The following is a 14,818-nucleotide window of genomic DNA, read 5'->3' as shown; positions in this document are numbered from 1 at the left end:
TTGACCGGCTGCGCCGGTCTGCAGAAGAGCGATTGGCCGACTTGTGCCGCGTTGGGCGGCTTGACCGGCGCGGCGATTGGTGCCATCGAGAGCAGCTCTTACGCAGGGTGGGGTGCCTTGGCGGCGGGTACGACCGCTGGGGCCTATTGCTGGGTGCACGGCCAGGGCGAGGAAGAAACCGTCGCCGCCGTCGAGGAACAACCCATGCCCGAACCCACGCCCATGCCGGAGGCAGCTGAGCCGGTGCGTGTCGAGCTGGACGTGAAGTTCGATTTCGACAAGTCGGTGGTCAAGCCTGAGAGCTATGACGACATCCGCAGCCTGGCCGACTTCATGAAGCAGTATCCGCAGACCTCCACCGTGGTCGAAGGCCATACCGACTCCATCGGTACCGACGCCTACAACCAGGGGCTGTCCGAGCGCCGTGCCAACGCCGTGCGCGACGTGCTGGTCAACCAGTACGGCATCGAGGGCAGCCGTGTCGATACGGTCGGTTATGGCGAGTCCCGTCCGGTGGCGGATAACGCGACCGATGCAGGCCGTGCCATCAACCGTCGCGTGGAAGCGGAAGTCGAAGCCCGTCCCTGATTCGTGGCGTAGCTCACGAAACCAGGCCAACCCGGCCGCCCCTGATACGGGCGGCCGGAAGGGCATCAGTCACCGCGTCAGTAATAACCTCTCTCCTTCGGGTAGCGGGCCGGTTGTCGGCGCCGCTTCGCTGGTCTTAACTCCTGGTACTGGCATTCCGCCAGCGACACAGGAGATCTCACCATGAGTACTGTCGCCAGGACAGTAGTCCCGATTCTTCTGGTCAGCAGTGTTCTCACCGGTTGCGTCACCACCACCAGTACGGGGGATGCGGCGCTCAACCAGGGGAACTGGCCTATCTGCAGTGCGATTGGCGGTCTGGCCGGCGGCGGCCTCGGCGCCATCGAAAGTTCAGCCTGGGCAGCGGGAGGCGCGGTGGCCGGCGCGGTCGTCGGCGGTCTGCTCTGCTATGCGCAGGACGGGGACGAAGACGGGGATGGCGTCTTCGACCGGCGCGACCGATGCTCGGGTACGCCCGAGAATACGCCGGTGCACCACAACGGTTGTCCGATCAAGGAATACCCGGCTGCGCCCAAATCCCCGGAACCCGAGCCGACGCCTGCGCCACAAAGCGAGGTAATCGTGCTCAGCGATCTGGGCGAAGTGTTGTTCGCCTTCGATTCCGCCGACCTGACCGAAGGGGCGCGTGCCCGCTTGAGGGATGTGGGCGGGCGTCTGCAGGGGGCGGACGTCATCGAGATCAAGGTGCAGGGACACACCGACAGCGTCGGCAGCGATGCCTACAACCAGGGGCTTTCGGAGCGACGGGCACGGAGCGTGGCGGATTTCCTGGTCGCTCAGGGCGTTCCGGCGAGCAAGCTGAGCACGGAAGGTTTCGGCGAGAGCCGACCGGTTGCGGACAACGCCACCGACACCGGGCGGGCGCAGAACCGGCGCGTGGAAATTCACGTCACTCGCTAGCGATGAGAGGTTGGAGGAAGCGGGGGCGTGAAGCCCCCGTGCTTTTTTCGGTTCGATGCTGGCCCGTTGCTGGCGAAGGGGTTATGGTGCGGCCAAATCAAAAAAAGCAGGGGGAGGCATGACAGTGTTTTTAGGGCTGGGCAAGGTGGCTGCCTTGCTGTTCTGGCCGCTGGTGCTGGCCAATCTGATCGATCCGTTCGCCCATCCATTCGGCCTGCTGCTCAATGCGGCCGGCGCGGTGCTTTTCTTCATCCACCTGCTCGAACTGGCCTGGTTCGGCGTGCGCCTGAAGGGCCGGCCGCGAGTCGCTCTGGAATGCCTGCAAGTGCTGGTCTTCGGTATCTTTCACCTCGGCCTGCAACGGCCTTCCGTCAAGGAGGCTCGTCATGCGTAACCTGTGCTTGCTCGCGTGCCTGTGCGCTCCGCTGGCCATGGCGGAATCCCTGGTCAAGGTAGCGCCCCACTCGCTGTTGCGCCTGCCCACCCATGCCAGCACTCTGCAACTGGATCGGCTGGAGATCGCCGACCATGCCTCCCTCTTGCTGCCGGCCAACCTCAGCGAGTTGCGGGTAGGCGAACTGCGCATGGGGCGCGACGCGCATATAGGCATCGCACCGAGCGAGACCGCTTTCCGCCTCGACGTGGCGCAGGGCGAGATTGCCGAAGGCAGCCATATCGGTGCCCGTGGCGCGCCGGGCAACTACGACCGACCGGCCAGTGCCGGCCGGACACTTGCCCTGCGCTTGGAACAGGTCCAAGTGGAGTCCCTCTCCATCGATGCCCGCGGTGGACGCGGAACGCCGGGCTACCGGGGGCTGGATGGCGCGAAAGGCCAGCCGGCGGGCTGCCTGTGGGGCGATGCCGGCCGAGGTTACGACGGACAGAACGGCGGGGATGGCCAGGATGGCGCTCCGGGCGGCAAGGTTCGCCTGGAAGTGCCGGCCGATTTCCCGGTGGAGCGTATCCAGATTCGCCTGGAGGGCGGTGCGGGTGGCCCGGCGGGCGAGCCTGGCGAAGGCGGTCCCGGTGGCGCGGCCAAGGGTTGCCTGCTTTATCGTGCCGACGGTGCGGCCAAGGGGCGTCCGGGACAACCCGGCCAGCCAGGAGCCCAGGGCGCCGAGGGGCAGCTGGAAGTGGTGCGTTTCGAATAGCTTGCAGCCATTGGCCAGTCGGCCTGTGGGCCACGGGGCAGCTTGGTAGGGGCGAATTCATTCGCCCTAGGTAGCGGAAGCGGACGAATAAAATTGCCCCTACGAACCGTGTTTTCGTAGGGGCTGTTTGTTTAAGAGAGTCTTTCTCGCGAGCGTGACCTTACAACCCCGGCCGTGCCGCCGCGATGGCCACCAGCACCAATCCCATCAGCAGATTGAAACCCACCAGTCGACGAATCTTCCCCAGCGTCGCGCCGCCAGCGGGCCAGTCCTGCGCTTCGATGGCCTTGTTCAACTGCGGCAGTTGCAGCGCCTGCACCCGCAGGAACAGCGCCAGCATCGCGATATAAAGGCCGATCATCACATGCACATAGCGGGGTGCCTGCTCGAAGCCGGCGAAGCGCAGGTGCAGCATGCCGAAGCCGGTGATCGGCAGGACCACCACCGCCGCCCAGACCCAGACGAAGAAGCGCCGGAACACATCCGCCCACAGCCGGAGTCTTTCCGGGGCTTGCAACACCGCGACGGCCGCCGGTCGCAGGACCATCCAGGCGAAGAACATGCCGCCAACCCAGACCAGGGCCGCCAGCACGTGCAGAGTGTAAACGAGGGCAAAAGGTGTCATTCGGCAATCTCCGGTGGCGGTGAACGAAACGCGCGCTATCATAGCCACCCATTCGAAATACTGAAAATTTATCCAGGCTTTCCGCTCCCCATGCTCAGTCCCGAACTCAAGGCCCAGATCCAGGGGGCCTATTCTCGTTTTCTCGAAGCCAAGGGGCTCAAGCCGCGTTACGGCCAACGGCTGATGATCGCCGAAGTGGCCAAGGTGCTCGGCGCGATCAAGCACAACGATGAAGGCCAGCGCGATGGCGAACCGGCGGTGGTGGCGGTGGAGGCGGGGACCGGTACCGGCAAGACCGTCGCCTACAGCCTGGCCACCATTCCCATCGCCAAGGCCGCTGGCAAGCGCCTGGTGATTGCCACCGCTACCGTGGCCCTGCAAGAACAGATCGTGCACAAGGACCTGCCGGACCTGATGCGCAACTCGGGCCTCAACTTCAGCTTCGCCCTGGCCAAGGGGCGTGGCCGCTATTTGTGCCTGTCCAAGCTGGACATGCTGTTGCAGGAAGGGCAGGCACAGAACGCCACGGCCCAGTTGTTCGAAGAAGAAGGCTTCAAGCTCGACGTCGACGAGCGCAGCCAGAAGCTCTTCACCCAGATGATCGAAAAGCTCGCCGGCAACCGCTGGGACGGCGACCGCGATGCCTGGCCAGAAGCACTGGAAGATGCCGACTGGGCGCGCCTGACCACCGACCACAGCCAGTGCACCAACCGTCATTGCCCGAATTTCCAGCAGTGCGCCTTCTATAAAGCCCGCGAAGGCATGACCAAGGTCGACGTGATCGTCACGAACCACGACATGGTCCTCGCCGACCTGGCGCTGGGCGGTGGCGCCGTGCTGCCCGATCCGCGCGAAACGCTCTACGTCTTCGACGAAGGCCACCACCTGCCGGACAAGGCCATCGGCCATTTCGCCCATTTCACCCGCCTGCGTTCCACGGCCGACTGGCTCGGCCAAGTGGAAAAGAACCTCACCAAGTTGCTCGCCCAGCACCCGCTGCCCGGCGAGCTGGGGCGGTTGATCGAAGGCGTGCCGGAGCTGGCGCGCGAACTGCGCACGCAACAGCAATTCATGTTCAGTGCCTGCGAGCAGGTCGCCGATTTCCGTGCCGGTGAAGACATGGAAGGCCGCGAGCGGCCACGCCATCGTTTCGTTGGCGGACTGGTGCCGGAACACCTGCGGGAAATGGGGCTGGAGCTGAAAAAGGGCTTCGCCAAGCTCACCGACCTCTTCACCCGGCTCACCGAGCTGCTCAAGGAGGCCATGGACGGTGAGGCCAGCGTTGGTGTCGCCAGTCACCAGGCGGAGGAGTGGTATCCCCTGTTCGGCAGCCTGTTGTCCCGTGCCCAGGGCACCTGGGAGCTGTGGACCGCCTTCACCGTCGAAGACCCGGAAGACAACCCGCCCATGGCCCGCTGGCTGACCCTGGCGGAGAGCGGCGCGGCCTACGACATCGAGGTCAACGCCAGCCCGATCCTCGCCGCGGAGACCCTGCGTCGCAACCTGTGGAACGTCGCCTACGGCGCCCTGGTGACCTCCGCCACCCTCACCGCGCTGAACAGTTTCGACCGCTACCGCATGCGCGCCGGCCTGCCCAAGGTGGCGGTCACCGCCGTGGTGCCCAGCCCGTTCCACCATGCCGATGCGGGGCTGCTCAAGGTGCCGGACCTGCGCGCCGACCCGCGCGACGCCGCCGCCCATACCGCCGCCATCGTCCGCGAATTGCCGGCCCTGGTGGACGGCACCCGCGGCACCTTGGTGCTGTTCTCCTCGCGCAAGCAGATGCAGGACGTCTTCGATGGCCTCGAACGCGACTGGCGCAAGCGCGTGCTCATCCAGGGCAACCTGTCCAAGCAGGAAACCCTGAACAAGCACAAGGCACGCGTCGACGATGGCGAGCCCAGCGTGCTGTTCGGCCTCGCCAGCTTCGCCGAGGGCGTCGACCTGCCGGGAGCCTATTGCGAACACGTGGTAATCGCTAAGATTCCGTTCGCCGTGCCGGATGATCCCGTCGAAGCTGCGTTGTCGGAATGGATCGAGGCGCGCGGCGGCAACCCCTTCATGGAAATCGCCGTGCCGGACGCTTCGTTGCGCCTGGTCCAGGCCTGCGGGCGGCTGCTGCGCACCGAAAGCGACCGCGGCACCATCACCCTGCTGGATCGCCGGGTGGTGACCCAGCGCTATGGCAAAGCGATTCTCAACGCGTTGCCGCCGTTCCGCCGGGAAATCGCATAAATGGTACTCATCGACAGCATCATCCGGGTAAGGCGTGGTCTATTGACTGCTCGACAGTAGAGAGGCTGTTTTTTTCATGATGCGTCGTCCGTTGTACGCCGTGGTGGCACTGATGCTGGCCACTCCGCTATTCGCTGCGCCCGAGGCCCAGCAAAACCTCTTCAACTTCGCTCGCCCGACCGACGTGGCCAAGGTGGTCACCCAGGGCAGCGCGCTCCCGTCGCTGGAGCCCGAATTCACCGACCGGGGCGAAGCGTTGCGACGCCTGGTGTTCCATGTCGGTGAGCGGCCGACCCTGCAGCTCACCCCCCAACAGGGCACCTGGGACTGGTCCCAGGCCGGCGTGCTCGGCCTGCGCATCCAGAACGCCCAGGACTGGGCCATCACCCTCGACCTGCGCATCGAAAGCAGCGACGGCAAGGCTCTTACCAGCCGTATCGCACTGCCGGCCGGCCCGGCGCAGACGTTGCTGGTCCCGCTGCACGCCACCACGCCGCGCGACCACGGTATGCGCGCCGGCCCGCCGATGCCCTTCGAACATGAAGGGCAACGCCTGCTGCTGGCTGAATTCGTCGAAGGCGAATTGAACCCGGCGCAGGTCAGCTCCATCACCCTTTCCCTGGATCGCCCCGATGCGAACCAGAACATCCTGCTCGGACGTGTGCTGGTCGAACCGGGCGAAGGCTCGCTGAAAGCGGCCTACACCGGCATCGTCGATGCCTATGGCCAGTACACCCGGGCCCGCTGGCCGGAAAAAGTGAACAGCGACGCCCAGCTCAAGCAGGCATCCGTCAAGGAAAAGGACCAGCTCAAGGGCTGGCTGGATAAACGCCCCGAGCAGGACCGCTTCGGCGGCTGGATGAAGGGCCCGTCCTTCGAAGCGCGAGGCTTCTTCCGCACCGAGAAGCATGACGGTCGCTGGTACCTGGTCACCCCCGAAGGTCATCCGTTCTATTCCCTCGGTGTGAACACCGTTACCGCCAACGGCAGCCAGACCTACGTCGAAGGACGCGAAAGCATGTTCACTGCGCTGCCGAAAGAAGGCGAGCCGCTCGCGGCGTTCTACGGCCAGGGTGACAACCGCAGCGACACCGGCGCCAACAAGGGCCGCGCCTACGCCCAGGGCCGCTGGTACGACTTCTACCGCGCCAACCTGCAACGCACCTACGGCGATCAGGTTTGCCCGCCGGATGCGCCTCAGAAGCCCGCCGGTGCCGCTCCGGAGGCTGCAGCGCCTACCACCGGGGAGCCTGCCGCTGGCTCTTCCGCTCCCGCGCAATCCACCGCGGCGGAAAAGCCCTGTGTGCCGGAAGCCGAGCGCTGGGTTAACCAGACCCTCGACCGCCTGCAGGGCTGGGGGTTCAACACCCTCGGCAACTGGAGCGACAACGCGCTCGGCGAGGCCAAGCGCATGCCTTATACGCTGCCGCTGTCAATCCAGGGCGACTACGCCACCATCAGCACCGGCCACGACTGGTGGGGCGGTATCCCCGATCCGTTCGATCCGCGCTTCGCCATGGCAGCCGAACGGGCCATCGCCATCGCCACCCGCGATCACCGCGAAGACCCCTGGCTGCTGGGCTACTTCGCCGACAACGAACTCGCCTGGGCGGGCGTCGGCACTGATCCCAAAGCCCGCTACGCCCTGGCCTACGGCACCCTGCGCCTGACCACCGATGTACCGGCCAAGCGCGCCTTCCTCAAGCAACTGCGCGACAAGTATCGCAACCAGCAGGGGCTGTCTGCGGCCTGGGGCATCGACCTGCCAGCCTGGGAGCTGCTGGAGGACCCCGGTTTCGAAGCGCCGTTGCCGAGCCCGGAACACCCGGCCATCGAGGAAGACTTCAAACGCTTCCAGAAGCTGTTCGCCGACACCTACTTCAAGACCATCTCCGACTCGCTCGACTGGCACGCTCCCAACCACCTGCTGCTTGGCGGCCGCTTCGCTGTCAGCACCCCCGAGGCGGTGGAGGCCTGCGCCCAGTATTGCGACGTGCTGAGTTTCAACTTCTATACCCGCGAGCCGCAGCAGGGCTACGACTTCGACGCCCTGCGTGCGCTGGACAAGCCGGTGCTCATCACTGAGTTCCACTTCGGCTCGCGCGATCGCGGCCCGTTCTGGGGTGGTGTCGCCGAGGTCTACAAGGAAGAAGAGCGCGGCCCGGCCTACGCCCACTTCCTGAAACAGGCCCTGACCGACCCGATGATCGTCGGCGCCCACTGGTTCCAGTATCTCGACCAGCCGGTGACCGGCCGTCTGCTCGACGGCGAGAACGGCCACCTCGGCCTGGTCGGCATTACCGATCGCCCGTTCCAGGGCTTCGTCGAAGCCGTGCGCAAGGCCAACCTCGACGTCCCCAAGACCCTCCTGGCCCCGCCGGCTCCGGTGGGTGAGAACAACAAGGGAGAAGCGAAGAAGACGATCGGCGAACAGGCCCCGCCTCAGCAGCCGGCGCAGTAAGCTCGTTCATGCGACCCCGCACCGTACGTGCCTTTCCTCGCAGGGGAAACGACTTCAAGGATGCAAAGCCGAGGGCTAGGGTGAGGGGTAAGTTCTCGGCCCTGCGCATAACGTCCGGATTTGCGAGGGTAGGGAATTGCGCTACCTGCCAGGCGAATAAATTCGCCCCTACAGGGTATTGCGCGCTCGCACGAACAACCCCCCTCTCCCCTTTGGGGAGAGGGGACGGCCTGTCGGTTCGCACATAGGTTCGGCCTACACACCTCCCCGGCAATTGAATAACCCTCCACTCCCTTCAACCATTCCCATAAACAATCCCACCTCCCGACCGGTTCACATTCCTGCGCCCGGCTGAAACAATGCGCGGCATTGCCGAACCATCCCAAGGAGCCCGCGTGCAGATTCAAGGCTTTTTCGACCTGAAATTCGAAGCGGTGAAGGACGCCTTCGCCGCCCTCTTCGAAAATCCCCAGGAACGCGGTGCGGCGCTCTGCATCAAGGTCGGCGGCGAAACCGTGGTGGATATCTGGGCCGGCGTCGCCGACAAGGACGGCACCGAGGCGTGGAACAGCGACACCATCCTCAACCTGTTCTCCTGCACCAAGACCTTCACCGCCGTCACCGCCCTGCAACTGGTCGGCGAGGGCAAGCTGGAGCTGGATGCCCCCGTCGCGCGCCTCTGGCCCGAGTTCGCTGCTGCCGGCAAAGAAAAGATCACCCTGCGCCAACTGCTCTGCCACCAGGCCGGCCTGCCTGCGCTGCATGAACTGCTCCCCGCCGAAGCCCTCTACGACTGGAATGCCATGATTCAGGCCCTGGCCGCCGAGCAGCCTTGGTGGACGCCCGGCGAAGGCCATGGCTATGCCCCGATCACCTACGGTTGGCTGGTGGGCGAACTGCTGCGACGCGCCGACGGCCGTGGCCCCGGCGAATCCATCGTCGCTCGTACCGCAAAGCCCCTGGGCCTGGACTTCCATGTCGGCCTGGACGACGCCGAATTCCCCCGCGTCGCCCACATCGCCCGGGCCAAGGGCAACCTCGGCGATGCCGCCGCCCAGCGTCTGCTCAAGTGCATGATGACCGAGCCCACCTCCATGCCGACGCGGGCCTTTACCAACCCGCCGTCCATCATGACCAGCACCAACAAACCGGAATGGCGTCGTATGCAGCAACCCGCTGCCAACGGCCACGGCAACGCCCGAGCCCTGGCCGGGCTCTATGCCGGTCTGCTGGACGGCAGCCTGCTGGAATCCGATCTGCTCAACGAACTCACCCGCGAGCATTGTCGCGGCGAAGACAAGACCCTGCTCACCAGCACCCGCTTCGGACTCGGCTGCATGCTCGACCAGCCGGACGTCGCCAACGCCACCTACGGCCTCGGCCCGAAAGCCTTCGGCCACCCCGGCGCCGGCGGTTCCAGCGGCTTCGCCGACCCCGAGCGCGACCTCGCCTTCGGCTTCGTCACCAACACCCTCGGCCCTTACGTCCTCATGGACCCCCGCGCCCAGAAGCTCGCCCGCGTCGTCGGCGAGTGCCTGTAAACTCCGATCCCGCGCGGGACGCCTCCCGGGACGCTCCGCGTCCCAAGGGCGAATGAATTCACCCCTACACGACCCTTGATCGTTCCCACGCTCCGCGTGGGAATGCTTCCCGGGACGCTCCGCGTCCCAAGGGCGAATGAATTCACCCCTACACGACCCTTGATCGTTCCCACGCTCCGCGTGGGAATGCTTCCCGGGACGCTCCGCGTCCCCCTGGTACCCAAGCCAGGCTCAACAAATTCCCAACGCTTTGCCACCGATATCCCGCGCATGCGGAAAGGCCGAGCCCACCGCATCGATATCGCCGCCGCTGACACCGGCCTCTTCGAAGTGCGTGCGCCACTCGCGCACGGCCCGCCAAATCCGCTCGATCCGGGTAACGGCCATGGAGGAGGGCAGGCCAAAACGCTCCGCCCAGGACAGTGCATTGGTCAGAGTGGCCTCGCGCCCATACTGACCCACGCCCAAGTGCAGATAACGGCTGCTTGCAACGCTCGGTCGAGGCACTACGTCATACAGCGGGCTTAGCCGCCAAGCCAGCGCCACCCGCCGTTCCGGATCCTGTGACCCCGGGCGGGGCTTCTGCCCAGGCGTCTCCTGCAGGATGAAACCGTGGTTGCGCAGGTGATCGTCGTCATTGCTGACCAGAATGTTGAACACCATGCGGTCGAACAGCTCGGCCAGATCGTCGGCCAGATGCTCGGCATTCAAGAACCGCCGCATCCGGTCCGCCAGGGCCGCATAGCTGCTTTCGATGGAAGCCATTTCGTGGATGTTCATCAGCGTCAGCGCCGTGATGTAGTGCCTCCGTCCCACGGCTTCCCCCGTACCGGCACGGTCGAAGCGTTCGATCAGCATCGCGTAACGCCCCGCACCGAGGTCTTCCAGGCGCGTTTTCGGCACTCTCAATCCGGCGGCTCGAGCCAGCTCCAGCGTTGCCCGCTCCACCGCCGGTACGTTGAAGCCACGGTCCGTCACCGAAGAGAACTTCGCCAGCCAATGGCTACCATCCGCATCCAGCAGCGTCGCCTTCGGCCGCATGCCGCCCATGCTCGAGCCAGCCTCGAAAAACGCATGCAGATTGGCCGGAACGGGGACGCCGGACTCAATGCGTTCCACCGCCTCCTGCAGGTAATGCAAGCGGCGAACATCCACCGCCTGGGCGAGCCCCTTCGGCTCCTCGCCGCGTTCGGTGATATCCAGCGCGCCGACGCGATTACCGCCTGCCTCCCGCAGATACACCGACTCCGGCAACCCATTGGCCGGTGCCCGATGTCGCGCCTCGATCACCCGCCGGCCCCAGGCATCCGGCGCCGCGTCCCGAATACCGCCGAACAGAGCCGCTCCCTCTGGGAACAATTCACGACCGGCGACCTCTTGCCCGTTGAGAAAGCCCAAATCCACCGGGTCGATCTCGATTGCCCCGGGACGCTTCAGATAGCGCAAGCCATAGCCGAATCGGGCGGCGACCACCTGCGTGTCGGATTCGGTCAGCGTCAGCAACCCGGCCGGTACCGCCACGGTGGCGCCGGGCAGGTAGGCATGCACCATCAGCTCGCGTTCAGAAGTCATAACGCTTCAGCTCCTTCTCGCCGAGCGGCCGCGACCGCTGGCGCTTACCCTGGGCCTCCATCTGAACCACGGCCGTGTCCGGCTGGCTGAGAAACGCCTGCAGCGAGACGCCTGGCCGCACGGCATCCAGGTAACGAAGAATTTGCCCGACCGCCACCCCGGCATCGCCCCGTTCGATACGCACGATGGTGTTGCGACTGACATTCGCCCTGACCGCCACCTCCGCCTGGGTGATCTTGCGAGCGATACGGCTATCCGCCAGCGCCTGACCCAACTCGGCCAATTGACTGCTCAGATGATCGGGCATCGCCGAGGCTTGTTGTCGCTTCATATTTGCACCTAAAAAAATACACTAACCGCTTAGTGATCGATTTTAGGTGCAAAAATATGAAAGGCAAACCGCGCTGTACAGACCATGCCACTGATCGTTCCCACGCTCCGCGTGGGAATGCCTCCCGTGACGCTCTGCGTCCCAAAGGGCGAATGAATTCGCCCCTACACGACCCTTGACTTGATCGTTCCCACGCTCCGCGTGGGAATGCTTCCCGGGACGCTCCGCGTCCCAAAGGGCGAATGAATTCGCCCCTACACGATCCGTTCAGCGGCGGTCCGACTGCTCCAACCGAGCCGCCCACACCTCACGACCGCCGCGCCCACAACCCCAGCAACCGCGGCCGCCGCATCTTCGCTCGCGGGTAGCCCGACTCCAGCAGGAACGGCATATCGCTGAACCGCACCCACAAACAATCCTGCCAGTGCAATAACGTCACCTCCTGCCGCTCCCAGAGCAACAGACTGCGCCGTGGCTCCGGCTTCTCCGGCTCGCCCCGCAACGCCGGCACCACCTCGCCGGTGATCCACCGGCGTAGGCTGCGGTTCTCCGGGTGGCGGTAATAAATCAGCGCCGCATAGAGGCCGGACTCGCTGATCATCAGCGTCGGCTGGGGTTCGCCAGCGGCATAGACGAGGGCGACCGAGCGCGTCTGGTCGGCATCCAGCCGGTGGACGATACGGTCCTCCAACTTGTGACCGATCAACAGAGCGAGGTCGCGGGCAACGAACCAGGGCTGATCGTCGATCAGAACGGCACGCAGGGGGCGGTTGTGGCGGAGGAAATGGGTAGGGGTGAAGACAGCATCCATCAGCGGTACTCCGAGTTCTGGTTAACCCATGCGCAACTCAACCGCAAAGCAGGAGCTATCGCGGCGTGGCAACGCAACGTGTCGAGTACTTGCGGGCTGTCAAACCCGGTCACGGAATTGGCCGTGACGGGCGAGAGGATAGGGAGGCAGGCCGGATTGCACAAGCCGGTTGCCTGACATGCTGTTGTAGAAGCGCTGAATGGGGGTATCTTTCGAGGCGGCTTGCCGGGCACGAGGCTGGTTGTTTTTTGAACGATTCCTTCGGTAAAAAATTAGAGGCCGGAATTGTCCTATGAAAACAATTGGTTACGGCAAGGGTTTTCCCCGCGGGTGCGGGGATGAACCGAGCTACGTTCCCAGTGAAGAGGAGGCCATGGCGTGTTCCCCGCAGATTCGGGGATGGCCCCTGGCTGACGTGGCGAGTCGGTCGAGTCGGGGAAGACTTACATTAGATTTGCCCCCCATGCCGATTTCGCCCTTAAGGTGGCGCCATGAATACCGATCCACTACTCGAACACCTGCGAAAACGGCTGCCCGATCTGCTGGCGGTCTATCTGTTCGGCAGTCACGCCACTGGGACGGCGGCGGCGGGCAGTGATGTCGATCTGGCAGTGCTGGTGCCCGGCCAGGTCGAGCCGCTGCGTTTGTTCGAGATTGCTGGCGAGTTGGCCTCTCGGCGTACCCCAGAGGGCGCGGGATGTCTTCGAGTTGCTGGCCAGAGGGGGATGGATCGAGGCGTCCCTGGCGGCGGGCTTGAAGAACATGGTGGGCTTCCGGAACATTGCAGTGCATGAGTACCAGACGCTGCAACTGCCGATCACGGTTGCCATCATCACCCAGCACCTGGATGAGTTTCTTGTGTTCAGCTCGACGATCCTGCGCCGCGATGCGGGGAGTCCTGGCGATTGAGTGCTGTGGCACTCATTTCGGTCGTTCGCGGATGAATTCGCCCATGTGAGCCGGTGCCCTTGTAGGCGCGAGCTGTGCTCGCGAATGGGTCTGCACGAAGGTTTCGCCAGCAGAGCTGGCTCCTACGCAGGGCATCCAGGCGCTACGGAGGGCCTATTTCTCCGTTCGTCAGTTGTTGTCTCGAAGGCCTTGCCAATTAATCACTTGCATTCACAATTCAACACTGCATCTCAAGTGAGCCGCCGCGTTCGTGGCCTTGGTTTCCAACTCGAACAAGATGGATGACCCCTTTCATGAAGTTGTTGAAGAGCGCCACCCTCATTCTGCTGTTGTCCGTTTCCGGTTGTTCGCTCTTCGGCGGTGACGAAAAGGCCCAGGCGGAAGCCAAGGCCGAGCCGGCGAAGATCGATGTCAAGGTCACCCAGGCCTGGTTGGATGAGTACGAACCGCGGCTGCGCGAGGCGCTGAAGGAAAGCAAGTTCGAGCTGGAGCGCCGTGAGAACGTGCTGGTGGTGACCGCGCCGGTGGATTACTCGTTCAACCCCGACCGTCCGAGCATGCTGATGCCGGTGACCCTCGGCCCGTTCAGCCGGGTCGCCAAGCTGGTGGAAGGCGACACGAAGACCGGCGTGCTGGTGCTCGGCCATGCCGACAGCAGTGGCGAAGCCAAGGCGAACATGACCCTGAGCGAGGACCGGGCCAAGGCCGTGGCGGCGATCTTCCGTCTCAGCGGTCTGCAGCGCGACCGGCTGATGCTCAAGGGGGTGGGCTCCGACATGCCGCGCGCCGCCAACGACAGCAAGGAAGGCCGTTCGCTGAATCGCCGCGTGGAGGTCATTCTCACTCCGCAGGAGACCCTGGTGGCGCTGGTGGCCAGGTATTCCCAGCCGGCCCCGGCAGGGGACGCGGCGCAGCCGACCAAGGTTGCGCAGGTCGTTGCCGCAGATCAAGCCAAGTAAGTCCAGGCTGGGTAAGCTAGGGGCCTCTGTCCAGAAGGAGCGCCCCTATGACCCAGACCCTGGCCGACATGCGCCGTGACTATACCCGTGACGGCCTCAGCGAAGAAAAGGCTCCCCATGAGCCTTTCGCGCTTTTCCAGCAATGGTTCGCCGATGCGGTGAAGACCGAGCAGCCGCCGGTGGAGCCGAACGCCATGTGCCTGGCGACGGTGGATGCCGAAGGCCGCCCGCATTGCCGGGTGCTGCTGTTGAAGGGGCTGGATGACCGCGGCTTCACCTTCTTTACCAACTACGACAGTGCCAAGGGCGACCAGCTCAAGGCCAATCCCTTCGCCGCGATGACGTTCTTCTGGCCGAGCCTGGAGCGCCAGGTGCGGATCGAAGGCCGGATCGAGCGGGTCAGCCCGGCTGAATCCGATGCCTATTACCAGGTGCGCCCGCTGGGCAGCCGCCTGGGCGCCTGGGCTTCGCCGCAGAGCCGGGTGATCCGTGATCGCGCCGAACTGGAGGCATTGCTGGCGGAAACGGAGCGCCGTTTCCTCAACCAGGCACCGCATTGTCCGGAGCATTGGGGCGGTTATCGGTTGCTGGCCGAGCGTATCGAGTTCTGGCAGGGCCGTCCGAGCCGTCTGCATGACCGCCTGAACTACCGCCTGCAGGCGGGGGAGTGGGTGCGGGAGCGGTTGGCGCCCTGAGTCGGGAATGGCCCCGGGT

The 14,818-nt window shown here is 64.7% G+C and carries 12 protein-coding genes and 3 pseudogenes; 11 read left to right on the top strand and 4 right to left on the bottom strand.

Annotation, left to right across the window (positions count from 1 at the left end; translation table 11 throughout):
* Nucleotides 1–225: 225 nt before the first annotated feature.
* The 4 genes and pseudogenes from PIN01S_RS27250 to PIN01S_RS19820 all read left to right on the top strand — a co-directional run.
* A pseudogene (locus tag PIN01S_RS27250) lies at nt 226–588 on the top strand (OmpA family protein); the annotation flags it as partial.
* Between the two features lie 183 nt (nt 589–771).
* Nucleotides 772–1,509: a PA1041 family peptidoglycan-binding anchor lipoprotein gene (locus PIN01S_RS19830; RefSeq protein WP_084338172.1), complete on the top strand. Its 738-nt coding sequence runs from the start codon at nt 772–774 to the stop codon at nt 1,507–1,509.
* 118 nt (nt 1,510–1,627) lie between these two features.
* Nucleotides 1,628–1,903 carry a DUF1145 domain-containing protein gene (locus PIN01S_RS19825; RefSeq protein WP_084338170.1) on the top strand — a complete coding sequence of 92 codons (276 nt, stop codon included), beginning with the start codon at nt 1,628–1,630 and terminating at the stop codon, nt 1,901–1,903.
* Nucleotides 1,896–2,660 carry a collagen pro alpha-chain precursor gene (locus tag PIN01S_RS19820; RefSeq protein WP_084338168.1) on the top strand — a complete coding sequence of 255 codons (765 nt, stop codon included), beginning with the start codon at nt 1,896–1,898 and terminating at the stop codon, nt 2,658–2,660. Before PIN01S_RS19825 ends, PIN01S_RS19820 begins: the two co-directional genes overlap by 8 nt.
* A 160-nt stretch (nt 2,661–2,820) precedes the next feature.
* Here PIN01S_RS19820 and PIN01S_RS19815 read toward each other — a convergent pair whose 3' ends face one another.
* Nucleotides 2,821–3,285, bottom strand: a complete 465-nt coding sequence (locus PIN01S_RS19815; RefSeq protein ID WP_084338166.1) for a CopD family protein — start codon at nt 3,283–3,285, stop codon at nt 2,821–2,823.
* Between the two features lie 90 nt (nt 3,286–3,375).
* Here PIN01S_RS19815 and dinG point away from each other — a divergent pair, with 90 nt between their 5' ends.
* The 3 genes from dinG to PIN01S_RS19800 all read left to right on the top strand — a co-directional run bounded on the left by dinG (nt 3,376) and on the right by PIN01S_RS19800 (nt 9,522).
* Complete coding sequence (gene dinG, locus PIN01S_RS19810) at nt 3,376–5,520, top strand: ATP-dependent DNA helicase DinG (protein WP_084338164.1); 2,145 nt, start codon at nt 3,376–3,378, stop codon at nt 5,518–5,520.
* 76 nt (nt 5,521–5,596) lie between these two features.
* Nucleotides 5,597–7,981 carry a beta-agarase gene (locus tag PIN01S_RS19805; RefSeq protein ID WP_084338162.1) on the top strand — a complete coding sequence of 795 codons (2,385 nt, stop codon included), beginning with the start codon at nt 5,597–5,599 and terminating at the stop codon, nt 7,979–7,981.
* A 395-nt stretch (nt 7,982–8,376) separates the two neighbouring features.
* Complete coding sequence (locus tag PIN01S_RS19800; RefSeq protein ID WP_084338160.1) at nt 8,377–9,522, top strand: serine hydrolase domain-containing protein; 1,146 nt, start codon at nt 8,377–8,379, stop codon at nt 9,520–9,522.
* Nucleotides 9,523–9,753: 231 nt separating this feature from the next.
* Here PIN01S_RS19800 and PIN01S_RS19795 read toward each other — a convergent pair whose 3' ends face one another.
* From PIN01S_RS19795 to PIN01S_RS19785, 3 genes are all read right to left on the bottom strand, one after another.
* Complete coding sequence (locus PIN01S_RS19795; RefSeq protein WP_139198618.1) at nt 9,754–11,073, bottom strand: type II toxin-antitoxin system HipA family toxin; 1,320 nt, start codon at nt 11,071–11,073, stop codon at nt 9,754–9,756.
* A 10-nt stretch (nt 11,074–11,083) separates the two neighbouring features.
* Nucleotides 11,084–11,425 carry a helix-turn-helix domain-containing protein gene (locus PIN01S_RS19790; protein WP_084338157.1) on the bottom strand — a complete coding sequence of 114 codons (342 nt, stop codon included), beginning with the start codon at nt 11,423–11,425 and terminating at the stop codon, nt 11,084–11,086.
* A 307-nt stretch (nt 11,426–11,732) separates the two neighbouring features.
* Nucleotides 11,733–12,236 carry a BRO-N domain-containing protein gene (locus PIN01S_RS19785; protein WP_084338156.1) on the bottom strand — a complete coding sequence of 168 codons (504 nt, stop codon included), beginning with the start codon at nt 12,234–12,236 and terminating at the stop codon, nt 11,733–11,735.
* Nucleotides 12,237–12,727: 491 nt separating this feature from the next.
* On the opposite strand from PIN01S_RS19785, the pseudogene PIN01S_RS26505 reads away from it, so the two are divergent.
* From PIN01S_RS26505 to pdxH, 4 genes and pseudogenes are all read left to right on the top strand, one after another.
* A pseudogene (locus tag PIN01S_RS26505) lies at nt 12,728–12,907 on the top strand (nucleotidyltransferase domain-containing protein); the annotation flags it as partial.
* 1 nt (nt 12,908) lies between these two features.
* Nucleotides 12,909–13,145: pseudogene (gene hepT, locus PIN01S_RS26500) on the top strand (type VII toxin-antitoxin system HepT family RNase toxin); the annotation flags it as partial.
* A 293-nt stretch (nt 13,146–13,438) separates the two neighbouring features.
* Nucleotides 13,439–14,104 (top strand): OmpA family protein, encoded by a 666-nt coding sequence (locus PIN01S_RS19775; RefSeq protein WP_084338152.1) that lies wholly within the window; start codon nt 13,439–13,441, stop codon nt 14,102–14,104.
* A 47-nt stretch (nt 14,105–14,151) separates the two neighbouring features.
* Nucleotides 14,152–14,799 (top strand): pyridoxamine 5'-phosphate oxidase, encoded by a 648-nt coding sequence (gene pdxH / locus PIN01S_RS19770; protein ID WP_084338150.1) that lies wholly within the window; start codon nt 14,152–14,154, stop codon nt 14,797–14,799.
* Nucleotides 14,800–14,818: the final 19 nt, after the last annotated feature.

It is taken from the genome of Pseudomonas indica NBRC 103045 (assembly GCF_002091635.1).
GTDB lineage: Bacteria > Pseudomonadota > Gammaproteobacteria > Pseudomonadales > Pseudomonadaceae > Pseudomonas_M > Pseudomonas_M indica.
The sequence above is the reverse complement of the archived record's forward strand: the minus strand, read 5'-3'. Positions and strand labels throughout refer to the sequence as shown.